The 23,650-nt window shown below is 65.5% G+C and carries 18 protein-coding genes; 12 read left to right on the forward strand and 6 right to left on the reverse strand.

Translation table 11 applies throughout. From position 1 onward, the window contains the following. Positions 1–524: 524 nt before the first annotated feature. Complete coding sequence (locus tag H8S23_RS06835; RefSeq protein WP_186887583.1) at positions 525–3,884, forward strand: response regulator; 3,360 nt, start codon at positions 525–527, stop codon at positions 3,882–3,884. A 175-nt stretch (positions 3,885–4,059) separates the two neighbouring features. On the opposite strand, the gene H8S23_RS06840 is transcribed toward H8S23_RS06835, so the two are convergent. The 3 genes from H8S23_RS06840 to H8S23_RS06850 all read right to left on the reverse strand — a co-directional run bounded on the left by H8S23_RS06840 (position 4,060) and on the right by H8S23_RS06850 (position 7,100). Then, positions 4,060–4,869: a hypothetical protein gene (locus tag H8S23_RS06840; protein WP_186887584.1), complete on the reverse strand. Its 810-nt coding sequence runs from the start codon at positions 4,867–4,869 to the stop codon at positions 4,060–4,062. Between the two features lie 187 nt (positions 4,870–5,056). Continuing rightward, the gene (hflX, locus tag H8S23_RS06845; RefSeq protein ID WP_186887585.1) at positions 5,057–6,307 is read right to left on the reverse strand and encodes a GTPase HflX; all 1,251 of its coding nucleotides are present in this window, start codon (positions 6,305–6,307) and stop codon (positions 5,057–5,059) included. Between the two features lie 217 nt (positions 6,308–6,524). Beyond that, the gene (locus H8S23_RS06850) at positions 6,525–7,100 is read right to left on the reverse strand and encodes a GNAT family N-acetyltransferase (RefSeq protein ID WP_186887586.1); all 576 of its coding nucleotides are present in this window, start codon (positions 7,098–7,100) and stop codon (positions 6,525–6,527) included. A gap of 260 nt (positions 7,101–7,360) precedes the next feature. Between H8S23_RS06850 and H8S23_RS06855 the strand changes: the two genes are divergently transcribed. The 8 genes from H8S23_RS06855 (at position 7,361) to H8S23_RS06890 (ending at position 15,460) form a co-directional block, all read left to right on the forward strand. Then, the gene (locus H8S23_RS06855) at positions 7,361–8,236 is read left to right on the forward strand and encodes a phosphate ABC transporter substrate-binding protein (RefSeq protein ID WP_186887587.1); all 876 of its coding nucleotides are present in this window, start codon (positions 7,361–7,363) and stop codon (positions 8,234–8,236) included. A gap of 111 nt (positions 8,237–8,347) precedes the next feature. Beyond that, on the forward strand, positions 8,348–9,190 hold the full coding sequence (gene pstC / locus H8S23_RS06860) for a phosphate ABC transporter permease subunit PstC (protein ID WP_186887932.1): 843 nt from the start codon (positions 8,348–8,350) through the stop codon (positions 9,188–9,190). A 1-nt stretch (position 9,191) separates the two neighbouring features. Beyond that, positions 9,192–10,064 (forward strand): phosphate ABC transporter permease PstA, encoded by an 873-nt coding sequence (gene pstA, locus H8S23_RS06865; RefSeq protein WP_186887588.1) that lies wholly within the window; start codon positions 9,192–9,194, stop codon positions 10,062–10,064. 13 nt (positions 10,065–10,077) lie between these two features. After that, the gene (pstB, locus tag H8S23_RS06870; protein ID WP_186887589.1) at positions 10,078–10,833 is read left to right on the forward strand and encodes a phosphate ABC transporter ATP-binding protein PstB; all 756 of its coding nucleotides are present in this window, start codon (positions 10,078–10,080) and stop codon (positions 10,831–10,833) included. A 208-nt stretch (positions 10,834–11,041) separates the two neighbouring features. Further along, positions 11,042–11,695 (forward strand): phosphate signaling complex protein PhoU, encoded by a 654-nt coding sequence (phoU, locus tag H8S23_RS06875; RefSeq protein WP_186887590.1) that lies wholly within the window; start codon positions 11,042–11,044, stop codon positions 11,693–11,695. A gap of 55 nt (positions 11,696–11,750) precedes the next feature. Then, complete coding sequence (locus H8S23_RS06880) at positions 11,751–12,458, forward strand: response regulator transcription factor (RefSeq protein ID WP_186887591.1); 708 nt, start codon at positions 11,751–11,753, stop codon at positions 12,456–12,458. Positions 12,459–12,491: 33 nt separating this feature from the next. Then, entirely contained in the window at positions 12,492–14,231 is a 1,740-nt protein-coding gene (locus tag H8S23_RS06885) for a sensor histidine kinase (protein ID WP_186887592.1), read from the forward strand. Between the two features lie 641 nt (positions 14,232–14,872). After that, positions 14,873–15,460: a zinc ribbon domain-containing protein gene (locus tag H8S23_RS06890; protein ID WP_186887593.1), complete on the forward strand. Its 588-nt coding sequence runs from the start codon at positions 14,873–14,875 to the stop codon at positions 15,458–15,460. A gap of 332 nt (positions 15,461–15,792) precedes the next feature. Here H8S23_RS06890 and H8S23_RS06895 read toward each other — a convergent pair whose 3' ends face one another. Next, positions 15,793–16,581, reverse strand: coding sequence for an HAD-IIA family hydrolase (locus H8S23_RS06895; protein WP_186887594.1), 789 nt, complete (start codon positions 16,579–16,581; stop codon positions 15,793–15,795). Positions 16,582–16,893: 312 nt separating this feature from the next. On the opposite strand from H8S23_RS06895, the gene H8S23_RS06900 reads away from it, so the two are divergent. Continuing rightward, positions 16,894–17,892 (forward strand): glycosyltransferase, encoded by a 999-nt coding sequence (locus H8S23_RS06900; RefSeq protein WP_186887595.1) that lies wholly within the window; start codon positions 16,894–16,896, stop codon positions 17,890–17,892. A gap of 38 nt (positions 17,893–17,930) precedes the next feature. Continuing rightward, positions 17,931–19,169 (forward strand): hypothetical protein, encoded by a 1,239-nt coding sequence (locus H8S23_RS06905; protein ID WP_186887596.1) that lies wholly within the window; start codon positions 17,931–17,933, stop codon positions 19,167–19,169. A gap of 641 nt (positions 19,170–19,810) precedes the next feature. Here H8S23_RS06905 and H8S23_RS06910 read toward each other — a convergent pair. Together H8S23_RS06910 and H8S23_RS06915 are read right to left on the reverse strand one after the other, a co-directional pair. Then, complete coding sequence (locus H8S23_RS06910) at positions 19,811–21,004, reverse strand: nucleotidyltransferase family protein (protein ID WP_186887597.1); 1,194 nt, start codon at positions 21,002–21,004, stop codon at positions 19,811–19,813. Positions 21,005–21,045: 41 nt separating this feature from the next. Continuing rightward, positions 21,046–21,648, reverse strand: a complete 603-nt coding sequence (locus tag H8S23_RS06915) for a DNA-3-methyladenine glycosylase I (protein ID WP_186887598.1) — start codon at positions 21,646–21,648, stop codon at positions 21,046–21,048. Positions 21,649–21,877: 229 nt separating this feature from the next. Here H8S23_RS06915 and H8S23_RS06920 point away from each other — a divergent pair, with 229 nt between their 5' ends. After that, on the forward strand, positions 21,878–23,119 hold the full coding sequence (locus H8S23_RS06920) for an acetate/propionate family kinase (protein WP_186887599.1): 1,242 nt from the start codon (positions 21,878–21,880) through the stop codon (positions 23,117–23,119). Positions 23,120–23,650 lie beyond the last annotated feature (531 nt).

Below are 23,650 nucleotides of genomic sequence, written 5' to 3' on the forward strand. Positions count from 1 at the left end.
CATGCGGCCTGTCCACAGGCCGCGGCGAATCAAAATAAATTGTTTTTTTATTGCGAAGCGATAAAAAATAGCCGGAGGCTATTTTTTCGGCCATGCGCCCGGTTGCCGCGCAAGCGGCGAGGGCGGGGCCATCAAGATAAGTTGTTTTTTATTGCGGAGCAATAAAAAATAGCCGCAGGCTATTTTTTCGGCCATCCGCCCGGCTGCCGCTGCAGCGGCGGGGGCAGGGCCGCGGAAAGGGGACGTTTTTCTGCGGCGCAGCAGGAAAAGCGGGCTGCCGCACAAAGGCGGAAAGCCGGCTGCGCGGGGACTTTTTGCCGCCCTGCGGCGCTCTGCAGCAAAAACAGGCATCTTTGGCATCAACAGGGAACGGCGGGCCTTTTTTCGGCCGCCGGGCCGCCCCGCGCAGGGGCGGGACGCAGGACAGGGACACGGCTGCGGCGCGGCGTTTTTGGCCCGGCACTGAGGGGCTGCCCTGGGGGCGCCGCTTTTGACAGCTTCACAGAAAAGACAGGGGGAACCTTATGGACGAACAGAAAAAACAGAAGGTGGAAACCCTTGCGCACGAACTTCTTTACAGCTATTACACCGAATCGGACGTGGAACTGCTGATCTCCCATCTGGCGCCGGAGGTGGTTTGGCTGGGGGCGGGGCAGAACCAGCGCGCCGAGGGGCGCGAGGCGGTGGCGGAGGTCTTTCGCGCCGGCAGAGGGGAGCTGTTCCGCTGCACGATGAGCGGGGAGCGGTATGTCACCCGCTGCCTTGGGGGAGGATGCTGGCTGTGCCAGGGCGACAGCCAGGTCGCGTCCGCACCAGGCACCGGAAAGTATATCCAGGCCCATCAGCGCATCACTTTTCTTTTTCAGGAGCAGGGGAACGACCTGCTGATCGCCCATATCCATCACTCGATGGATTACAGCGGCGTGGAGGACGACGAGCTGTTCCCGGTAAAGGCGGGAGGCGCGGCCTACCGAAAGCTGCAGGCCAGCCTGGAGGAAAAGGACCGCCAGATCGAACTGATGCTTTCGCAGATGCCCGGCGGCATGGCGATCTGTCTGCCGGATGAGGACTTCACGCTGGACTGGATCAGCAGCAGCCTCTGCAAGCTGCTGGGCTATGCCGGGCCGGAGGACTTTTTCGCCGCCACCGGCGGCACCTGCCGCTCGTTCATCCTGCCCGAGGACTACGGCGAAATGGCGCGGACGGTGGCAAAGCGTTTTGAGGATTCCGACGAATACTATGCCGAGTATCGGATATGTCTGCGGGACGGCGGCGTCCTGTGGGCGTCCGATCTGGGGCGCAGGGTAACGGGTTCGGACGGCCGCACCCTGATCTATTGTTTCATCTCCGACATCACCCACCGGCGCGAACGCGAGCTGGAGATCGAGCGCGCAAACCGGGAAGCGGCCCGACAGGCGCGCTTTCTGGGGCAGCTGTACGAGTCGATCCCCTGCGGGATCCTGCAGTTCACCCCCGGGCCGGAACATCGTATCATCAGCCTCAACCCGATGGTGTGGCGGTTTTATGGCTTCTGCTCAGAGGCGGAATACCGCGCCGCGGTCTCCGACCCCTTTGACCTGGTGCTGGAGGAAGAGCGCCCGCGGCTGAAGCGGCTGGTGGACGGTCTGCCGCTGGGGGGCGGCACCATCTCGTATACGCGGCAGGTGCGCCGCCGGGATGGGCGCGAGGGCTGGATCAGCGTGGTGCTGGAACGGCTGGTCAACGCCGACGGCATTGAGGTGCTGCAGGCGATCTTTACCGACATCACCGAGATCAAAGCGCTGCAGGCCGCCCAGGAACGGGAACAGCTCCTTGAAAACCGGGCGCTGCGCGCGGCGATCTGTACGGCGTACCCCATGATCGTGAGCCTGAACCTGACCCGCGGCACCTACAGCTGTTTTGTGGACCAGCAGGGCTTTTATGACGGGCGGCTGCAGGGCAGCTTTGAGGAGATGGCGCGGGAAGCGGTGCAAAACACCTATCCCGCTTACCGGGCGGACTTTGCCCGCTTCCTCTCCACAGAGGAGATCCAGCGCCGGTTTGCCGCCGGCGAGCGGGAACTTTATACAGAGCTGTGCCAGCTGGGCGTGGACGGGGCCTATCACTGGAACTCGGTGCAGCTCATCCAGGTGGAGGACCCGGTGAGCGGTGATCTGATGGCCATCGAGCTGGTGCGGGTGCTGGATGAGCAGCGGGCGGAAAAGGCGCGGCAGGAGCAGCTGCTGCGGGATGCTCTGGCGGCGGCGCAGGCGGCCAACAGCGCCAAGTCGGACTTTCTCTCCCGCATGAGCCATGACATCCGCACCCCGATGAACGCGATCATCGGTATGAGCACCATCGGCCAGCTCAAGGCGGCCGACCCGGCGGCGGTGCAGAATTGCTTTGCCAGGATCGACGCCTCCTCCCGCTTTTTGCTTTCTCTGATCAACGACATTCTGGATATGTCCAAGATCGAGAACGGGAAAATGACGATCGCGCAGGAACGGTTCGACTTTACCGGCTTTTTGGGGGAGGTCGTCTCGATCATCTATCCCCAGGCGGAGAAAGCCGGCCTGGAGTTTGAGGTGCACAGCGCAGTGGCGCTGCAGCGCTGGTATGTGGGGGACGAACTGCGGCTGAAGCAGATCTTGATGAACCTGCTCTCCAATGCGCTCAAGTTTACCCCGCGCGGCGGCAAAGTCGTGCTGGAGGCGGCCGAGGAGAGCCGCGCGCCGGGCCGCGCCCTGCTGCGTTTCGACGTGCGGGACACCGGCATCGGCATGTCGGAAGAATTCCTCACCCGCATCTTCTCCCCGTTTGAACAGGAGGAGGAGAGCTGGGCGCGCAACAATGTGGGCAGCGGCCTGGGGCTGTCGATCGTCTCCAACCTTGCCCAGCTCATGGGCGGCGGGGTGGAGGTGCGCAGCCGCCGCGGAGAGGGTTCGGCTTTCACGGTGCGGGTGCCCCTGGGCCTGACGGAGGACGGCGCGGAGGAAGAGCAGCGCAGCAGGGCCCGGGAGCTGATGCGCGGCGCGCGGGTGCTGGTGGCGGACGACGACCCCGCGGTGGGCGAACAGGCCTGCCTGATCCTGGAGGACGTCGGCGCACAGGCGGACTGGGTCCCCTCCGGAGCAAAGGCGGTGGAAAAGGTGGGCCGTGCCCGGGCGCGGGGCGAAAACTATGAGCTTGCCCTGATCGACTGGCGGATGCCCGGCATGGACGGCGCCGAGACCACCCGCCGCATCCGGCAGATGGTGGGCCGAGAGGCCACGATCGTGATCATATCCGCCTATGACTGGGGCGATATCGAGCAGGAGGCGCGGGCCGCGGGGGCGGACTATTTTCTGGCAAAGCCGTTGTTTGGCTCCACCCTCTGGCACGCCGTCGCCCATCTGGAGAACACCGAGGTCCAGCGGCGTCCCGAGGCGGACGAAGCGCTTGCCGGGCAGCGGGTGCTGCTGGTGGAGGACAATGAGCTCAACCGGGAGATCGCCCGCTCTCTGCTGGAGCTTTACGGGCTGCAGGTGGACACGGCGGAAAACGGGCAGCAGGCCGTGGAACAGTTTTCCGCGCAGCGGCCCGGCACCTATCTTGCGGTGCTGATGGATATCCGCATGCCGGTGATGGACGGCCTTGAGGCGACGCGCGCCATCCGCGCCCTGCCGCGCGGGGACGCGGCGGGAACGCCGATCCTAGCCATGACCGCCAACGCCTTTGACGAGGACCGCACCCAGGCTTATCGGGCGGGCATGACCGGTTATCTGACCAAACCGCTGGATATCCAGATGCTGCTGGAGGCCCTGGGGGATCTGCTGCCCGCGCGGTCTGCCGCACAGGCGCGCCCGACCCCGACCAGCGGTGGGAACGGCGCCGCGGAAAAAACAAAAAAGCCGCCGGCGGAGTGACAGGGGTCGTTCTGCCGGGCGGGACAAGGGCTTTTGACGCGGCGCGGCGGCGCGGGCTTTGCGCGCCGCAGGACACGAAATAAAACAAAACAGGGGGCCGATCTTCCACATCCGGAAGATCGGCCCCCTGTTTTGTTCCTCTCTGCGCGGCAGGCGGCGGGCCCGAGGCCGGGCCTCAGCCGGACAGCGCTCCGCGCAGGGCCGCGGCCCGCTGCGCGGCGTCACGCCCCACGGCCAGGCGGGGCACCGCGGCGGCAGTGTAGTCAAAGTATTCCAGCGCCTTTTCCCGGTCGCCCTCTTCCAGCAGCAGGGCGCGGGCAAGATAGTAGGCCGCGCCCGCGCGGCTCACAAGGTCGCCCGCCATCTCGAGCTGGTTGCGGAAATACGCCGCGTGGCCGCCCGCTTCTCCGCGGCGCACCGCCAGCATCTGGTCCAGATCCTGCAGCATTTTTGCGTAATGCACCTGCAGCGTGTCGGTGGACTTGAGCGCCGCCACCTCCCGCCGCAGGGCGGCCAGATGCTGCTCCGCCGCCGGGTACTGGTCGCAGTTGATGGCGAGGCCCGCACAGCGCACAGAGTAGGCGCAGCGGTCGTTCTGCCGGGCGCGGGGCTGGCGGCAGCTGGCGAGGTCGAGCCCGCTCAGCAGGGCGCTGGCCGCGTCCCAGCGCCCCTCCAGAAGATAGGCGTAGGCCTTGGAGATCAGGATCGTGTTGCGGGTGTTGCGGTTGGCGGCTTTTTCGCAGGCGGAGATCTCCTGCAGAAAAGCGCGGGTGTCGCCGGTCTGCAGCAGACGCAGGTTCATCTTCTGGTAACGGCGCATCCCGGCGGCGCTGCAGAAGATCGCGGCCAGAAAGACCACCAGCACAAAAAACGGCAGAGAAAACAACAGCGGCAGATCCCAGACCAGCTCTGCGGCGGCCCAAAGCAGGCCGGCGGCAAGGGCGACCGAGAGGTAAATGGCCAGATAACGGCGATAATATCCCATAAAAACGCCTCCTTGAAAGCGGATGGATGGACCAGACAAAGCCTTTGGCGGCAGGCGGCGCCGTGCGGGGGAACTGCGGGCTCCGTTTGCCGCATGAAAGCGAAATGCTTGTGGCGGCAGAGCGCCGCAGGGGGGGAAAAGCGGCGCAGGTCGCCCTCCCTCGGCGCCCGGCCGCAGCCTGCGGCGATCACTGGTACAGCAGATACGGCTCGAACAGATGCAGGCTGCGGCGGTCTGCCAGGGCCTTTACATACACCCCGTCGTCCCGGTAGTCCTCTGTCTGCACACTGCCGCCCTGGCGCAGCGGGGCCAGCAGGGCCAGCTTGTCATAGGGCAGCAGCAGTTCCACCTCCGCCACGCGGGAGGCGAGGCGCTCGTCCAGCAGGGCCAGCAGCTCTTCCAGCCCCTCGCCGGTCTTTGCCGAGACGCAGATGCCGTCCCAGGCGGCCAGGTGCATGCGGTCGCATTTGTTGTAGACTGTGGCCGTCTCGTTTTCCGCCGCGCCGATCTCGGCCAGCACCTCGGCGGTCACCCGGAGCTGCTCCTCCCGCAGCGGATCGGAAGCGTCTGCCACCCGCAGCACGATATCCGCGTATTTTGCCTCTTCCAGCGTGGATTTAAAGGCCTCCACCAGGCTGTGGGGCAGGCGGCTGACAAAGCCCACGGTGTCGATAAAGACCACGTTTTGCCCGCTGGGCAGAACGGCCTTGCGGGCGGTGGGGTCCAGCGTGGCGAAAAGCTGGTCCCGCGCCTCGACCTCGGCCCCGCAGATGCGGTTCAAAAGGCTGGATTTGCCCACGTTGGTATAGCCGACCAGCGCCACTACCGGCACCGCGTTGCGGCTGCGGCTGCGCCGGGTCTGGGCGCGGCGCTGCTCAATGGCGTCCAGCTTGTGCTGGATCAGGTCGATGCGCCGCCGAAGATGGCGGCGGTCGTATTCCAGCTTGCTTTCGCCCGCGCCGCGCCGGGCGCCGCCGCCCCCCGCGCCGCCGCCGCCCTGACGGGACAGCCCGTCCCGCAGGCCGGCCAGCCGGGGCAGCCGGTACTGCAGGGAAGCCAGCTCGGTCTGCAGCTTGCCCTCACCCGTCACGGCGCGGGCGGCGAAGATGTCCAGGATCAGCAGCGTGCGGTCCACCACCGGCAGCTCCAGCGCATCTTCCAGGTTTTTGATCTGGGTGCCGGTGAGCTCGTCGTCAAAGACGCAGACGGCCACGTCGTTGTCCGCGCACAGGCTTTTTGCCTCCGCCAGCCGCCCTTCGCCCAGATAACAGCCGGCGTCCGGCGTGTCGCGGCGCTGCACGATCTCCAGCAGCACCTCCATCTCCGCGCTCTCGGCCAGGGCGCGGAGCTCGGCCAGGCTGCGGTCGATATCCCGGTCCCCGCAGTCGGCCGCGAACAGCGCGGCGCGGGTGCGGGGGCGTTGGTTCAGTTCTTCCATTGTTGTCCTCCGTTTTGCCGCTTTGCGGCGGTGCAGATTGCAGATCGGATCCAGAAAACGCTTTTCTCCCGGCCCGTCCCGGCGCTGCCGCGCAAAGCGGAAAAGGGAGAAGCGGGCCCCGCGCGGGAGCGCCCCTGCGCCCTAGGGACGAAAAGTCCGCCTTTTGAAGCAAAAGGGCGGGAGCCGCCCGGCACGGGGGAGCGGCGGCGCGCGGCCCTCACCCCAGCAGGTGATAAGGGACGCTCCGCACCAAGTCTTCGGCCTCCAGCCGGTAGTGGATGCAGGGCCAGACGCGGGTGTGGTCCAAACTCTCATAGCTGCCCTCCCCGTCCGGCACAAAGCCTGCCGAGCGCAGCACCGCGCCGCTGGCCGGGTTTGCCGCGGCGTGGCAGGCGGCAAAGCGCCCGGCACCGCCCTCGTCGACCAGATAGGCCAGCGTCGCCGCAAGAGCTTCTTTGGCGACGCCCTGTCCCCAAAAGGCGGGCGCCAGGTTGTAACCCGGCTCGGGCACCCCGTCTGCGATGGAAAAGCCGATGGAGCCGGCCAGCGCCCCCGTCTCGCGCAGCGTGACGGCCCAGGTGTAAAAATCTTCCTCTTCTTCATAAGCAAAGGCCCAGCCGCGCAGGATGGCCCGGGTCTCGTCCATGCTCTCGTGGGCGTTGTAGCGCATGAAGCGCACGACCTCCGGCCGCCCGGCCCACCCCTCGAACATCGCCGGGGCGTCCGCCAGGGTAAAGCGGCGCAGCAGCAGCCGGGGCGTTTGTAAAGTTTTGGTACCGGGATGGCGTTTCATGCAGGACCCTCCTTTTGTGAGATCGGTAAACAGTATTTATTGTAGCCGCAAATGGGTGAAAAAGCAATGAAAAGGCCGCCGGGCGGCCCAGAGGCCCCGGGGCGGGCGGGCCGCCTTTACGGGTTCTTTACAAAATGCATACACAAAGCTGGTGTTCTGTGTAAAGCCGCTGCTGTTAAAATGGCATCGTAGCCAAGGGCTGCAGAAAATTTGGATCGATTTTGCAAGTTTTCGAGTGATGAAAGGAAAAGGGGATCGCTATGAAAAAAATCGTTTCTCTCGGTATCGTCCTGTCCCTTGCGGCCGCGCTGCTCGCCGGCTGCGGCGGCACGGATTCCAGCTCGGGCGGGGCCGCCTCCGGCAGCGCCGCCGCCCCCACCCAGGCGCCGGCTTCCGCGCTGTCCGGCTCGGTGGGCACCAACGGCTCCACCTCGATGGAAAAGGTGATCGGCAGCCTGTCCGAGGCGTTCATGAGCCAGAACGGGGACGTAAAGGTCACCTATGACCCCACCGGCTCGGGCACCGGCATCCAGGCCGTCGTTGACGGCACCACCGACATCGGCCTGTCCTCCCGCGCGCTGAAAGACGAGGAGAAGGCCAACGGCCTGAAAGAGACCATCGTGGCGCTGGACGGCATCGCCATCATCGTCAACAAGGACAACCCGGTAGAGGACCTGACGCTGGAGCAGATCGCCGGCCTTGCCACCGGCGCGATCACCAACTGGAGCGAGGTCGGCGGCAGCGACGCCGAGGTGGTCATGGAGGGCCGCGAGGCCGGCAGCGGCACCCGCGACGGCTTTGAGAGCATCGTAGGCGTTTCGGACGAGTGCAAATATGCCAACGAGTCCACCTCCACCGGCGCGGTCATCGCCAACGTGGCCTCCAACCCCAACGCCATCGGCTACGCCAGCCTGTCCGCGGTGGACGACACCGTCAAGGCCATCACCGTCGAGGGGGTCGCCGCCAGCGAGGAGACCGTTCTGGACGGCAGCTACAAGATCCAGCGCCCGTTTGTCTTTGTGACCAAAGAGGCCGACGCCCTGAGCGCGGAGGCACAGGCGTTCTTCGACTTTGCAACCGGCACCGCCGCCAACGACATCATCACCGGCGCGGGCGCCGTGCCGGTCGCGAAATAAGCGCGGCCTGCGCATGAAATCATGGGATCTCCCCGGGGGCCTCTGCCGGCCCCGGGGCAGTTCCCGTATCGGAGGGTTTTTGTGAAAGCGAAAAAATTCGTGGAAAAGCTGATGAACGCCGTCTTTTTTTTCTGCGGTATCCTGGCTGTCGGCTGCGTGCTGCTGATCACGGTGTACATGGTGGCCTCGGGGCTGCCCGCCATCCGTGAGATCGGGCTGGGAAAATTCCTTTTCGGGCAGGTGTGGGCCTCCACTGCGAAAGAGCCCCGATTCGGCATCCTCCCCTTTATCCTGACCTCTGTTTACGGCACCGCAGGCGCCACCCTGCTGGGGGTCCCGGTGGGGCTGCTCACCGCCGTCTTTCTCTCGAAAGTGGCGCCGAAAAAGCTGGCGGACCGGGTGCGCCCGGCGGTGGACCTGCTGGCGGGCATCCCCTCGGTGGTCTACGGCCTGATCGGCGTGTCGGTGCTGGTCCCCTTTATCGCAAAGGTGTTCGGCCTGCCCAAGGGCACCAGCCTGCTGGCCGCCATGCTGGTGCTTTCGGTCATGATCCTGCCCTCCATCATCAGCGTGTCGGAGACCGCCCTGCGGGCGGTGCCGCCGGAGTATGAAGAGGCCAGCCTGGCCCTGGGGGCCACCCCCACCGAGACCATCTTCAAGGTCAGCATCCCGGCGGCCAAAAGCGGCATCGCGGCGGGCGTGGTGCTGGGCATCGGGCGGGCCATCGGCGAGGCCATGGCGGTGATGATGGTGGCGGGCAACGTGGCCAATATGCCGGCGCTTTTTGACAGCGTCACCTTTCTGACCACCGCCATCTCCAAGGAGATGAGCTATTCGTCCGGCCTGCAGCGTCAGGCGCTGTTCTCCATTGCGCTGATCCTGTTTTTGTTCATCATGGTCATCAACGTCGTTTTGAACGTGGCCCTCAAGGGCGGCAAAAAGGGGGAAAAGTAGCATGGGGGACAAACGCCTGGACCAAAAGCTGCCGCCCCGCCGCCGGGCGTGGGATCTGACGCTGCGCCTGCTCATCTGCGCGTGCGCCGCCGTCACGGCGCTGCTGGTAGCGGCGCTGATCGCCTATATCCTGCTCCGCGGCCTGCCCGGCGTCACCTGGCAGCTGATCTCCTCCCAGGAGAGCTATCTCAACAATACCATCGGCATCCTGCCCAGTATCCTCAACACCCTGTACATCATCGTCGCCGCGTTGGTCATCGTGCTGCCGCTGGGGGTGGGGGCGGCGGTCTATCTGACCGAATACGCCTCCAGCAGGCGCCTGGTGCGGGTCATCGAGTTCACCACCGAGACGCTGGCCGGGATCCCCTCCATTATTTACGGGCTGGTGGGCATGATGTTTTTCTGCCAGCTGCTGCGCCTTAAGACCTCGCTGCTGGCGGGCGCGCTGACCCTGGTCATCATGATCCTGCCCACCATTGTGCGCACCACCCAGGAGAGCCTCAAGACGGTGCCGGAGAGCTACCGCGAAGGCGCGCTGGGGCTGGGGGCCACCAAGTGGTATATGATCCGCACCATTATCCTGCCCAGCAGCATCGACGGCATCGTCACCGGCTGCATCCTTGCCATCGGCCGCATCGTGGGCGAGTCGGCGGCGCTGCTCTTCACCGCCGGGCTGGGGCTCAAGCTGCTGGGCAACTTTTTCGAGGCCATGGGAGGCTCCGGCGCCACCCTCAGCGTGGCGCTGTACATCTACGCGATGGAGCGCGGCAAATTCGAGGTCGCCTTTGCGGTGGCCGCGGTGCTCATGCTCATCGTGCTCGTCATCAATTTTGCCGCAAAGGTATTGGGCAAGCGGCTGAAAAACAAGTTGTAGGGGGAAAGCCCGCGTGGAAAACATTATCACCAGCCAGGACCTGAAGCTGTATTACGGGAATTTTGAGGCCCTGAAAGGCATCACGGTGGAACTCGCAGAGCGGGAGATCACCGCGCTGATCGGCCCTTCGGGCTGCGGCAAGTCCACCTTTTTAAAAACGCTCAACCGCATGAACGATCTGGTGCCGGGGGTGCGGGTAGAGGGGCAGGTGCTCTATCACGGGCAGGATATCTTTGCGCCGGAGGTGGACGTCACCCAGCTGCGCAAAAATGTGGGGATGGTCTTTCAAAAGCCCAACCCGTTCCCGATGAGCATCTACGACAACATTGCCTACGGCCCGCGCCTGCACGGCACCCACTCCAAGGCGGAACTGAACGACCTGGTGGAGCGGAGCCTGCGCGGCGCCAGCCTTTGGGAGGAGGTGCGCGACCGGCTGAAAAAATCCGCCCTGGGCCTGTCGGGCGGCCAGCAGCAGCGGCTGTGCATCGCCCGTGCCCTGGCGGTGCAGCCCGACGTGCTGCTCATGGACGAACCCACCAGCGCCCTGGACCCGGCCTCCACCATCCGCATCGAGGAGCTGATGGCAGAGCTGAAGAAAAACTACACGGTGGTCATCGTCACCCACAACATGCAGCAGGCGGCCCGCATCAGCGACAAGTGCGCCTTTTTTCTGCTGGGGGAAATGGTGGAGATCGGCCCCACCGAGCAGATCTTCAGCATGCCCCGGGACAAGCGCACCGAGGATTATATCACCGGCCGCTTCGGGTAAGGCCGTCCTGCGGGCCGCGTTTTCGGCGCCCGGCGCATTTTGGCCAAGACAGCGTCTGCCCCGGCACGCCGCCGCGCCTGCCGGCCCGCCGCAGAACAGAGCTGCGCCTTTTTGCAGGCGGCCCCGCGGCGCGCCGTGCCTTTTTACAAAAAATCCTTTTCCCGCCGCCCTGCGGCGGGGTATAATGAAAGCGAGCGTGAAACCGAACATGTCTGTTCGAAAAACTTTTGACGCCGAACTGGCGGAGCTTTCCGCCAGCCTGATCCGGATGGGATCAGAGGCCGCCGGCGCGATCGACAACGCGATCCGCGCTTTTGACAGCCACGATCTTCAGCTCGCCGGCGCGGTGATCCAGGGCGACCGCCGCGTGGACGATATGGAGCGGGAGATCGAGCGCCACTGCCTGACCCTGCTGCTGCGCCAGCAGCCGGTCGCCCGCGACCTGCGCATCATCTCCACCGCACTGAAAATGATCACCGATATCGAGCGCATCGGCGACGCGGCGGCCGATATCGCCGAGATCACCCGGCACATCAGCGGCGAGATCCCCGAGCTGCTGGTGCTGATCGACAGCATGGCCGCCGAGGCGCGCAGCATGGTGAGCGACGCCGTGGACGCGTTTGTCGCCAGCGATATGGAAAAGGCGGAAAAGGTCATCCTGCGGGACGATATCGTGGACGGCGCGTTCAACAGCGTCAAGGGCAAGATGGTGGAGGTGCTGCGCCGCGACAGCTCGCTGGTGGATGTGGCCATCGACTATCTGATGATCGCAAAATATCTTGAGCGCCTGGGCGACCACGCGGTGAACATCTGCGAGTGGACCGAGTTTTACAAGACCGGCGTGCACCAGACCGGCCGCTGAGCGCCGCCGCAGGCAAACGCCCGGCGGAGACCTTTTGAGGAAGGAAGGATTTGCTTTGGCACAGCTGATCTATGTGATCGAAGACGACGAGAGCATCCGGGTGCTGCTGGACGCGGCCCTGACGAGCGAGGGATATGAAGTGCGGGGGTTTGCGGATGCGGCCCCGGCGCTGAAAGAGATGGGCGCACACCGGCCCGCGCTGGTCATTTTTGACATCATGCTGGAGGGGATGGACGGCATCACCGCCCTCAAGCTGATGCGCCAGAAGCCGGAGCTGATGCGCACCAAGGCCCTGATGCTGACCGCCAAGGACACCGAGGGAGACAAGGTGACCGGCCTGGACGCGGGGGCGGACGATTATATGACCAAACCGTTCAGCGTGCTGGAGCTTTGCGCCCGGGTGCGGGCCCTGCTGCGCCGCGTCGGGGAGGAGGGGCCCATCCTGCAGGACCACTATGCCTTTGAGGGCATGACGGTGGATGTGAAAGCGCGGGAGGTATCGGTGGGCGGCAGGCCGGTGGAGCTGACCTATAAAGAATTCGAGCTGCTGAAGATGCTGATCGGCGCCGCCGACCGGGCCCTGGGACGGGAAGAGCTGCTGCAAAAGGTGTGGGGCTATGATTTTATGGGCGAGTCCCGCACGCTGGACATGCACGTCGGCACCCTGCGCCAGAAGCTGGGCGACGACCCGGTGAACCCCAAATACATCAAAACGGTCCGGGGGGTCGGCTACCGCTTTATCGGCCGCAGGGACGGCAAATAGCGGCCCGCCTCTGCCGGATGGGGAGAAGACGATATGAAGAAAAAGATCATTAAAAGCATGGCTGCGGTGCTCAGCCTTGGCCTGCTGCTCTGCACCCTGATCGCCTCCCTTGTGTTTGAGGCGCAGTTCACCCAGCGCGCCAAACAGGATATGCAGCGGCTGGTCGCCTCGGCGGCCATGGAGGCGGAGCTGCTGGGCGGGCGGGACGAGGCGACTGCCCGGCGCATCTCAGACGCGGCGGGCGGCCTGCGGGTCACCTTTGTGGACGCCGGGGGGCTGGTGACGGGGGACTCGGCCGTCGACGCGGGGACGATGGAGAACCACGCGGGCCGCGAGGAGATCGAAACGGCACGCACGGCGAAATACGGCGTATCGGTGCGCAGCTCGGTCACCACGGGGCGCAACATGCTCTATGTCGCCACCCGCCTGTCCGACGGCGGATTTCTGCGGCTGGCGGACACCTATCCCTCGGCGCTGGCTGGCTTTGTCGGTTTTCTGCCCGCTTTGCTGGTGGCGGCGGCCGTGGCCTTTGCCATTACGCTGGTGCTTGCCGACCGGTTTGCCAAAAGCATCACCGGGCCCATCGAAGAGCTGTCCGACAGCCTGAAGCTGGTGCGCAGCGGCGGGACCACGCTTCAGCCGGACCGCTATCAGTACGAGGAGCTGCAGGACATGGCCGCGGACATCAACCAGCTCTCGGCGGAGGTGGACGAAAACCTGGCCAGCCTGAAAAAAGAGCGGGCCCGCATCGACTATGTGCTGGACAACATGTCCGAGGGGCTGATCCTGCTGGACGCGGAGGAGACCATCCTCACCATCAACCGGGCGGCCTGCGGTTTTCTGGGCTGCGACAAATCGGTGACGGGGAAAAACATCATCTATGCCACCCGGCACATCGCTTTTGTCGGCGCGGTGGACGAGGCGGTGCAGGGGGCAAAGACGGCGCGGGTGGAGATGCCGCTGCCCAGCGGCGCCCTGGTGGAAGCAGTGGTCAGCCCTGTGGCGCAGCGTCAGGGGCAGGAGGCTTTGGCAGAGGCGGCCATCGCGGTCCTGTCGGATGTCACCATCCGCAAAAATGCGGTCAAGATGCGGCAGGAGTTTTTCTCCAACGCCAGCCATGAACTCAAGACCCCCATCACCTCCATCAGCGGCTTTGCCGAGCTGCTGTGCGGCCCCGCCGAGCTGCCGGAGCAAAAGCGCCGCGAGTTTGCCCACCGCATCCTGAAAGAGGCGGGCACCATGCAGAACCTGATCAGCGACATCATCATGATCAGCCGGCTGGAGGCCGGGGACATCACTTTTGAGCGGGAGGTCCTGGACCTGGCGGAGGTGGTGCGCGAGTGCTGCGCCGACGCAAAGCCGCTGGCGGCCCAGCAGGGGGTAAAGATCTCCTGCGCGGCAGAGCGGGCGGTGCTCTCCGCCTCCCGCAAAGAGATGCAGGAGCTGGCGGGGAACCTGATCCAGAACGCGGTACGGTACAACGGCGAGGGCGGCCGCGTGGAGGTGACCCTTTTCTCCCGCCCGGAGGGGATCGTGCTTTCGGTGCACAACAGCGGCGGCTATATCGAGCCCCGCTACCGGCAGCGGATCTTTGAGCGGTTCTACCGCATCGACAAGGGGCGCAGCAAGGCCATGGGGGGCACCGGCCTTGGGCTTGCCATTGTCAAGCATGTGGCGGGCCAGTATGGGGCAGAGATCGGCCTTGCCTCCACGCCGGAGGAGGGGACCACTTTCACCGTGACCTTTCCGCCGCAGGGGCGGGGGCAGGGCTGACACTGTTTTTTGCGGCCGGGCCGCGCGCCGTTTGCCCTGAAAAAACCGAAGACCCCAATGCGGCCGCATCGCCGGCCGCATTTTTGCGTGCGGGGCAAACGCCCGCCGGGGACGCTGCTCTCCAAAAGACCGAAAGACGCGGATCTTCCGGCGGTTTCCCGGCGAAAAGGCGCGGGGCCCGGCAAAAAACGGGGGCCGGGCCCGCCGCAGGGCCCAGAGAACGCAGAGCGCCCAAAAGCGCACCGCCGGTGCGGGTCTGCGGGTAGGAGCAGTCGTCCCGCGCCGCTGCCGCCGCCGGTGGGCGACGCAGAAAAACACGTTTGGCCGTCCCCTGGGCCCGGCGCCGGGAAGGGGCATGCCCCGGCGTTTTGTCCGTGAGGGCAAAGGTGCTAAAGGATGCGCCGGTGCGGGCGCTGCGCGCCGTGGCGGCCTGCCCCTCCCCTTTGTTCCCTCTGTCCGGCTTCACCGGATTTTCACACCCCTGCAATTGTTTTTTTACCGTTTGCATGCTATGATGAAAGAAAAGTCCGGCCCGCCGGGACCTGCCGGGGCACGCCTTTGTCCGCGCGGTGCGCGGGGAGGCATTTCCCTCAGCGGGGAGCCCGATACCGGCGGCCGTGAAAGATGTGGAGTGAAAAGCGATGATCTGCAGAAAATGCGGAAGAGAATTACCGGAAGACGCCCGGTTCTGTGGGGTCTGCGGCACCCCGGTGGGGCCGCTTGCAGGCGCCCCCGGCACACCGGCGTCCCCCGCCCCGGCCGCCCCGGCGGCAGAGCAGCCCGACCTGCAGGCTGCCCGTGCGCAGCAGGAGGCGCCTGCCGTGGAAGAGGCGTCCGCACAGGCCGGCGCCGCGCCCGCGGGCGGCCCCTCGGTGCCGCCCCCCATACAGCCCGGCTACGGCGCGGCGGGCGCGCCGCCCATGCCGCCCACCGCCCCCAGCTATTCTGTGGGGACGGTCCCGCCCGCTGAGAACAGCTATCAGCCCCCGGTAAGAGAGCGGCAGGACGCGCCGCTGACGATGGGCCAGTTCCTGCTGCAGGACCTGATCTGCCTGATCCCCGTTGCGGGCATCGTCATGCTGATCATCTGGAGTTTTTCAGACAGCAGCAACATCAACCGCAGAAACTGGGCCCGCGCGCGTCTGGTCTGGATGGGCATCACGATCGGCCTGTCCATCGTGACCCTGATCTTTGTTATCATCGTCCTGAGCATGAGTTACCCCTATTGACCGCGGGACGCGGGCAGAAAAAACAAAAGCCGCCGCTTTTCACAAAGCGGCGGCTTTTTGATATGGCCCTCTGCGCTCTGCACAGGGAAAAGCCCCGCCGCGCTCTAAAAACGGGAACAGAGGGGACGGGGCCTTTTGCCGGCTTTTTGGAGGGGTTCGGCAAAAATGGGAAAATGCCGGGGCGGGGGGGACCGGCCGCTGTGAAAGCCCCGCCGCACCGCAGGGCGACGGCCCCTGCGGCTTTGCCGTGGTTTCTCCGTCCGGGCCGGGCCAGACCGGAGCGGGGGGACCGAAAGGCCCCTCCCGTCCGCGCCTTTTTGTGCGGGCGCTCTTTACAGCTCCGCCGCCATCTCACCGATGCCCCCAAATACGAAGTCCGCGCGCACCGCGCTTTTTTCATAGTCCGCTGCCGAGGTCTCGCCGGAGAGCACCAGCGCCGTGCGCACCCCGCAGGCGCCCAGGGCGATGTCGGTGTACAGGCGGTCGCCCACCATGCAGATCTGCTCGAGCGGCACCCCGAAGCGGGCGGCGGCGGCGCGGGCGATATAGGCGTTCGGCTTGCCGATCACCGCGTCGGGGCGGCGGCCGGTGCAGGCCTCCACCAGCGCGATGACCCCGCCGATGTCGGGGATGAAGCCCCCCTCTACCGGGCAGTTATAGTCCGGGTGGGTGGCGATATAGGGCAGGCCGGCCCGCACCGCATTGCACAGCAGCACCAGCTTTTCATAGGTCAGCGTGGTGTCAAAGCCCAGCACCACCGCCTGCGGCGCGTCCGCGCGCACGGCGTATCCCGCGGCGGTGAACTGCGCCTCCAGGCTGGGGGTGCCGATGAGCAGCAGCTGGCGGGAAAAGTGGTTTTCATCGAGATAGTCCAGCGTGGCGTCGGCGCTGGTCAGCACCTCGCGCCCGCTGACGGCGGCCCCCATGGCGTTCAGGCGCCGGATATAGTCCTCCCGGCTGCGGGAGGAGTTGTTGGTCAGGAATGCAAAGGGGATCCCCTTGCCGCGCAGCGCCGCCAGAAAATCCAGCGCGCCGGGCAGCGGGGTGCCGTCCAGATAAAAGGTGCCGTCCAGATCGAGCAGGAAAAGCCGGACCGAAGAGAGCGCATTCACAAAAATCATCCATTCCGCCGCTTCGCGCCGGCATAAATTTCAAAAAGAGCCTCCGCCTTACCACGCGAAGCAGAGAGAGGATAAGGCGGCCCGGACGCGCCGGGGCAAACAACAAAATGCGGGGAGCGTCCCGACCCCTGGGGCTGCGGGACACAGGCTTTTTGCGCCGAAACTGCGCCCAGGCCCGGCAGGCGTCCTTCACCTATTATAAAAGAAGAGGGCGAAAACGGCAACCGCCGTTGCAAATTGGACTGCGGCAGGGTAAACTGTAAAGGGATCGCCCCCGCGGGGGCAGGAAAAAAGACGGCGGGGGAGAAGCGCGTGAAAGCATCAGTCATCATACCCAACCTCAATGGGGCCGGTTGGCTTGGGGAAAGCATCGAGAGCATCCTGGCACAGGATCTCGCCGATTTTGAGCTCATCGTGATAGACAACGGCTCCACCGACGAAAGCCTGGAGATCGCGCGGTCCTATCTCGGGCGGCCCGGCTACCGGCTGATCGAGAACAGCCAGAACACCGGGTTTTCAGCCGCGGTCAACGCGGGCATCCGCGCTTCGCAGGCGGAGTACGCGGTGCTGTTCAACAACGACGCGTTTGCCCGGCCGGACTGGCTGCGCCGCCTGGTGGAGGTGGCGGACCGGGATCCGAAGATCTTTTCTGTGGCGTCGCTGATGCTGCGCTATTATGAGCCCGAGCTTGCGGACGACGCGGGGGACTATGTCAATCTCTTCGGCTGGGCGGCCAAGACCGGCGACGGCCTGTACGCCCGCCGGTATCAGCGCGAGCGGCGCTGCTTTTCGGCCTGCGGGGGCGCGGCCCTTTACCGAAAAAGCATTTTGGAGCAGATCGGCCTGTTTGACGAACACTTTTTCGCCTATTACGAGGACGTGGACCTGGGCTGGCGCGCCAACAGTTTGGGCTACAAAAACATCTACTGCCCGCATGCGGTCTGCCGCCATATCTGCGGGGCGACCACCGGCGGCGCCGGCGGCGCGCGCTACAACGACTTCAAATCGGTGCAGAGTGGCCGCAATTCGCTGCTGCTGCCCTACAAAAACGAGCCGCTGCTCATGCTGCTTCTGAACCTGCCTTTCCTGCTGACCGGCTATCTGGTAAAGTTTGCCATGTTTGCGCTGCGGGGCTTCGGCAGGCCTTACTGGCAGGGGACAAAAGAGGCGTTTGCCGTATTCGGCAAGTTGGAAAAACCGAAATTCCGCTTTGAAAACCTGCCCAACTATGTGCTGATCCAGTTCTGGCTCATCGGCGGATTTTTTAAATATGCAGTGTACCGTGTGCGCCGGGCCGTGGGCGCAAAATAGAAAAGATGGCACAGAGCCGAAGCGGGGAGGACGGCCGTATGGGGAAGAAAAGCCCGGCGCCGGCGCGAGGCTGGCAGGCGCATGCCGCGCCGCTTGCCTTTCTGCTGGCGTTTTTCTGGCTGGGCGTGGTGCTGTACCACACACTGGCGGGCGGCACGCTTCTGGCGGCGAACCCCTATGACAGCTATTCGCTGCAGGCCCAAAACTGGCTTGCGGGGTCGCTGTCCATCCGGCACGGGGAGGCGTATCCCTGGCTGGAGCTGGCGGTCTTTCAGGGGCGGTATTATCTCTCTTTTCCGCCGGTGCCCACGCTGTTTGCCCTGCCCTGGGCGGCGCTGGGCGGCGGGGCGGCCGCCCCGGCCAATCTGCTGGTCGCAGGCTACGCCGCCGCCGGGCTGGCCGCAGTTTACGCCTGCTTTGCCCGTCTGGGCCATCCGCCGCAGGCCTGCGCTTTCTGGGCGTCGTTCTTTGTGCTGGCCACCAATTTGCTGGGGCTTTGCTGCAGCGGCGGCGTGTGGTATCAGGCGCAGGTGCTGAACTTTATGCTCTGCGCGCTCGGCGCATGGCAGTTTGCCGCCGGGCATCGCGGGCGCTGCCTGTTTTTGTTAGCCCTTGCCGTTGGCTGCCGCCCCTTTTCCGCCCTGTATTTGCCTTTGGCGCTGCTGCTGTTCCGGCTGCAGGACCGCAGGGAGGGAAGAGCCGCCGGCTGGACGCTGAAGAGCGCGCTTGCGGGGCTTGCGGCGGCGGCGCTGGTGGCCGCGGGCCTGATGGCGCTGAATGTGCTGCGCTTTGGCGACCCGTTTGAGTTTGGGCACGCCTATCTCCCCGAGTTTCAGCGCAGCGAAAGGGGGCAGTTTTCGCTGTCCTATCTGCCCGGCAATCTGCTGGCGCTGCTGCGCCCGGTCACACTGACCGCCGATCTGGCGCTGGACTTCCCGCGCTTTGACGGCTTTTTGTTTTTTCTGTCCAATCCGGTGTTCCTGGCCTGGTCCGCCCGCCTGGTCCGCGGCTGGCGGGAAAAGGAAGATGGGCGCATCGCCGGGCTGTTGACGGGCGGCGCTTTTTTGCTGGGCCTGCTGTTGCTGTGTGCCCACCGCACCACGGGCGGCTGGCAGTTCGGCGCAAGGTACACCGTGGACCTGCTGCCGGCGGCGCTGCTGTATTTCTGCGCGGTCCCGCAGGCCCCGCCTCGCCGCTGGGAGCGGGCCTGCTGCCTGCTGGGCGTTCTCTTCAACGCCTTTGGCGCCGTTTATATGCTGATCGGGATGCCGGGATGACAAAAACGGCCGAAACGCGGCAAAAGCCGTTTTCGGCCGCAGAGGCGGTTTTCAGGGCGCAGCTGTCCGTCCGGCTGTTTTTTGCGGCCCTGCCGGTGCGGCTTTGCCCCCGCTGTGTTTTGTCCCGCCGACGGGCGGGAAAACGCCTTTTTGTGCGCGTGCTGCAGCGGACGGGGCACGCCCCGGGCGGGCCGGCCCCGGGCGGAGTTGGAACGAAAAAGTCCTGCCGAAGCGTTTTTGGGATCCGCAAAGGGAGACTTTGCAGCGGAGCGGCTCTGCGCCCCATTGGCGGGTGGCGGGTAGCTTCCGGGTGCCGCTGGGCCCCAGGGAGATTTTTTGATTTTATATTCCCGCCGTTCTCCGCCCTTGAAAGAACAGGCGTTTTGTGACGTCGGGAACAGAGAAGATCCCGCAGATCGGCTGTTAAAACCGGTCTGCGGGATCTTTAATGTAAAATTTTTTCGATGTCGGGAACAAGGGGGCCGAGCGGCGGAGTCATAGGGAAAAGGCGGCCCTCTTTTTGTGCCGGCACCCTGTGCAGGGGGCTCTGCGCCTCCGCCGTCGTCCGGCGGGGCCGGGCTGCGGGCGCGGCTCTGGCGGCCGGGCGGCGCTCCCCGGGCAGGGCCGCTTCGGCGGTTTCGTCAGGGACGGATGAATTTTTCGGTGAACTCCTCCGACGCGGGTCGGGGGCGGCGCAGGCAGAGCGCCCAAAGCGCCCCGGCCCGGGCCTCCAGCGCGGCGACCTGGCCCGCCGCGCCGGGCAGCCGGGCCAGCTGCGCCAGCGAGTGGGAGACGGGCACCGCCGCACCGGCTGCCTGGCCGGGGATGCCCTGCAGGCCCGCCTTTGTGCCCCCCAGCAGGCGCAGATAGGGGGGCAGGCGGGGCAGATCGTCGGTCAGCCCCAGATAGGCGGCCAGCGCCAGACGGCGCAGCCGGGCGTGGGTGTAACGCTTGCTTTTCAGCAGGGCGTAAAGCCCGGCGGCGCTGGTGGCTTCCGCCGCCGCCCGGGCCAGCAGGTTGGCCAGCCCCTCCCCGCCCGCGCCGGGCAGCCGGGCAAAGGCGGCGGCGTCCCCCAGCCGCAGCGCGGTGAGCAGCGAGAGGGAGAAAGCCTGCTCGTCCAACACGGCCCCCTCCGCCGCGTCCTCTTCATAAAGCGCGAAAGCGCCCGCGGGCACATAGGGGCGCAGGGCGGCCAGATCGCCCGCCAAAATGCGCCCGCGCAGCGCCCCGGCGCTGGCGCAGACGCCCCCGGAAGGCAGAGGGGCGTCGTGCGCCGCGCCCTCGCGGGGCAGGGCGATGGCCTGCAGAGGCAGGCCCAGACGGCGGATGGCGCGCAGATAAGCCACGCCCAGATTGTTGTTCGGCCCCGCCAGCAGGGCCGCCGCGCCGGGCAGCCGCTCCTCCGCCAGCTGGGCGCGCAGCGCGGCCAAGCTGCCCCCGCCCGCGGCGTGACGCGCCTGCAGCCCGGCGTCGAACCCCGGGTCGTCCAGGATCTGGGCCAGCGCCGCCAAGGGCTCTGCGCCGCCGCACTCCGCCCCAAAGCAGATGGCGTCGCAGCCCAGGGCAGCCAGCAGAAAGACGCCGCCCTCGGCGAACCGGTCGGCCTCCGCGGTGGCCCAGGGCGCCGGCAGTTCGGCGACCAGGTCGGCACCGCCCTCCAGCGCGGCCCGCGCCCGGGTGAATTTGGAGAATACGGCTGGGGAGCCGCGCTGCGCGAAGCTGCCGCTCATCACCACCGCGACGCTCTGCGCGCCGCGGCTGCGCAGGGCCGCGATCTGGCCCGCATGGCCGTTGTGAAACGGATTGTACTCGGCGATGATGCCCACTCTTTTCATTCCCGGCCCCCTTTCTTTTCCGGGCGGCGCGCTTTGCGCGCTCACCCCTCTGCGTCCCGCCGCCTGCGCACGGCAGGATAGCGCCGCAGCAGGGCACTGCGGCAAAAGCAGGTCTCGGCGTGGTCGTTGATGACGCCGCAGGCCTGCAGGTGCGAATAGACGGTGACCGGCCCGAGATAGCGGAAGCCGCGCCTTTTCAGCTCAGCGCTGATGCGTCGGGAAAGCCCGTTTTGCGCCGGCAGGCCGCCGCGCTGGTGGCCGGCGTACAGGATGGGCGTCCCGCCGGCCAGCCCCCAGAGCCAGCTGCTGAAAGAGCCCTGCTCCCGCTGGATCTCCAGCAGGCGTTGGGCATTGTTCACGATGGCTTCCACCTTGCGGCGGGAGCGGATCATCCCCTCGGCGGCGAGGATGCGCTCTATCTCCGCTTCCCCGTAAGCGGCAACGCGGGCCGGTTCAAAGTTTTCAAAACAGCGGCGGAAGATCTCCCGCTTGCGGATCATCATGTCCCAGTTCAGGCCGCATTGAAGGACCTCGAGACACAAAAATTCAAATTGCTTCCGGTCGTCGTGAAGCGGCACGCCCCACTCCTCGTCGTGGTAACGTGTCATCTCTTCGGTGCCAAGGCACCAGCTGCAACGCTCCAAGTCTGTCCCTCCCTTTTGCCGCGGTCCCCCCGCGGGCGCAAAAGCCGTGCGGCCCTGTGCCTGCCCGGGCGCGAAACCGCCGTTCTGTGACGAAAAACGCTGTTTTTGCGGCTGGAAAGGCAAAAAAACGGCGTGTTTTCTTGAAAAGACCCTGTGTTTATTATATAATAAATTGGTTAAAGAGAGAAGACATCCTGAATGTGAAACTATAAATGGAGGTTTGGCGTTTATGAAGATTCTGGTTATCAACTGCGGCTCCAGCTCCCTGAAGTATCAGCTGATCGATATGGACGGGGAAAAGGTCCTCTGCAAGGGCAACTGTGAGAGGATCGGCATTCCCGGCGGCATGATCACCCACAAGACTGCGGACGGCTATGAGATCAAGGTGGACTGCTCGTTCCAGAACCATACCGAGGCCTTTACCAAGCTGATCTCCATGATGACCGCCGGGGACGGCGCGGTCATCGAGAACATCGCGGAGATCGACGCCATCGGCCACCGCGTCGCCCAGGGGGCGGACAAGTTCCCCCACTCCTGCCTGCTGACCGAGCAGGTCATCCAGCAGATCTCCGACCTGTCCGAGCTGGCGCCGCTGCACAACCCCGCTCACATTCAGGGCATCCGCGCCGCGCAGAAAGTGTTCGGCGCCGATCTGCCGCAGGCCTGTGTCTTCGACACCTCGTTCCACCACTCGATGCCTCCCAAGGCGTACATGTTCGCCATCCCCTACGAGTACTACAAAAAATACAATATCCGGCGCTATGGCTTCCACGGCACCTCTCACCGCTATGTGAGCAAGACCTGCGCCAAGCTGATGGGCAAACCCATCGACCAGCTGCGCATCATCACCTGCCATCTGGGCAACGGTTCCTCCATCACCGCGGTGGACCACGGCCGCAGCATCGACACCACGATGGGCATGTCGCCGACGGGCGGCCTGATGATGGGGACCCGCAGCGGCGATCTGGACCCCTCGGTGGTCACCTATATCGCCGAGAAGACCGGCGAGCACGGCAACGAGTTCCTGCGCGTATTCAACGAGCGCAGCGGCCTGCTGGGCGTGTCGGGCATCTCCAGCGACAACCGCGACATCGAGCGGGCGGCCTCGCTGGGCAACGAGCAGGCGCAGCTGGCCCACGACATGCTCTGCTACCAGATCAAAAAGTATATCGGCGGCTATATCGCAGCCATGGGCGGCCTGGACGCGCTGGTCTTTACCGGCGGCATCGGCGAGAACAGCGACGAGGTGCGGGGCGACGTCTGCGCCAATATGGAGTACCTGGGCATCAAGATCGATGAGGAAAAAAACAAAACCAAGGGCGACATCGTCGACCTGACTGCCGAGGGCGCTGCGGTCAAGACCTTTATCATCTGCACCAATGAGGAGCTGATGATCGCCCGCGACACCAAGGCGCTGGTGGAGGTCGACGCCATGATGCACACCAAAAAGGTGGCCGAGCCGGAGGCGTAACGCGCCCCGGGTGCCTTTTAAGGCAGCGCAGGGCGCGAACCGCCCTGTGATCAAATGGATTTGAGATGACACGAAAAAGGGAAGCGGGGGCGTTGATCCCCAGCTTCCCTTTTTTGAAAACAGGATCCCCGGCCCGGCCGGAGACAGTGAGCGGCGAAAAGCTGCGGCGACAGGGCGCGGACGAAGCGCGCTTGTCCCCGGCGGGCGGCAAAGGGGGACAAAGGCGGATGGGCGAGAGCGGCGGGCGGACGAATGGCACGCCACAGGCGCGCGGGACGGACAGACCGGGAGAGATCGTGAGGTGCCTGCAGGAGCGGCCGGGACAGAAACAGAGGCGGGACGAAGCGCTGCGCTTTTCCCGGCAGACGGACTCAGCGGGGCACGGGGCACGGGGAAAGGCCTTTTCAAGGGTCGAGGCGCTGCCGCGGCGCGGCCGCGGGAGATGCGGCCATACACGGCTTGACCGCCCGGTGCGCCGCCCCAGCCTGCTCGGCGGGAGGCGCAGAGGACGATGCCCGCGTCCACCGCGCT

It is taken from the genome of Anaerofilum hominis (assembly GCF_014287275.1).
In the GTDB taxonomy this organism is placed as follows: Bacteria; Bacillota; Clostridia; order Oscillospirales; family Ruminococcaceae; genus Pygmaiobacter; species Pygmaiobacter hominis.

Bases quoted from the DNA above. Each gene is read 5' to 3' on its own strand.
- H8S23_RS06890 (WP_186887593.1), top strand. From the start codon at position 14,873: ATGATCTGCAGAAAATGCGGAAGAGAATTACCGGAAGACGCCCGGTTC.
- hflX (WP_186887585.1), bottom strand. From the start codon at position 6,307: ATGGAAGAACTGAACCAACGCCCCCGCACCCGCGCCGCGCTGTTCGCG.
- phoU (WP_186887590.1), top strand. From the start codon at position 11,042: ATGTCTGTTCGAAAAACTTTTGACGCCGAACTGGCGGAGCTTTCCGCC.
- H8S23_RS06885 (WP_186887592.1), top strand. From the start codon at position 12,492: ATGAAGAAAAAGATCATTAAAAGCATGGCTGCGGTGCTCAGCCTTGGC.
- H8S23_RS06840 (WP_186887584.1), bottom strand. From the start codon at position 4,869: ATGGGATATTATCGCCGTTATCTGGCCATTTACCTCTCGGTCGCCCTT.
- H8S23_RS06850 (WP_186887586.1), bottom strand. From the start codon at position 7,100: ATGAAACGCCATCCCGGTACCAAAACTTTACAAACGCCCCGGCTGCTG.
- pstC (WP_186887932.1), top strand. From the start codon at position 8,348: ATGAACGCCGTCTTTTTTTTCTGCGGTATCCTGGCTGTCGGCTGCGTG.
- H8S23_RS06910 (WP_186887597.1), bottom strand. From the start codon at position 21,004: ATGAAAAGAGTGGGCATCATCGCCGAGTACAATCCGTTTCACAACGGC.
- H8S23_RS06835 (WP_186887583.1), top strand. From the start codon at position 525: ATGGACGAACAGAAAAAACAGAAGGTGGAAACCCTTGCGCACGAACTT.
- H8S23_RS06920 (WP_186887599.1), top strand. From the start codon at position 21,878: ATGAAGATTCTGGTTATCAACTGCGGCTCCAGCTCCCTGAAGTATCAG.
- pstA (WP_186887588.1), top strand. From the start codon at position 9,192: ATGGGGGACAAACGCCTGGACCAAAAGCTGCCGCCCCGCCGCCGGGCG.
- H8S23_RS06895 (WP_186887594.1), bottom strand. From the start codon at position 16,581: ATGATTTTTGTGAATGCGCTCTCTTCGGTCCGGCTTTTCCTGCTCGAT.
- H8S23_RS06855 (WP_186887587.1), top strand. From the start codon at position 7,361: ATGAAAAAAATCGTTTCTCTCGGTATCGTCCTGTCCCTTGCGGCCGCG.
- H8S23_RS06905 (WP_186887596.1), top strand. From the start codon at position 17,931: ATGGGGAAGAAAAGCCCGGCGCCGGCGCGAGGCTGGCAGGCGCATGCC.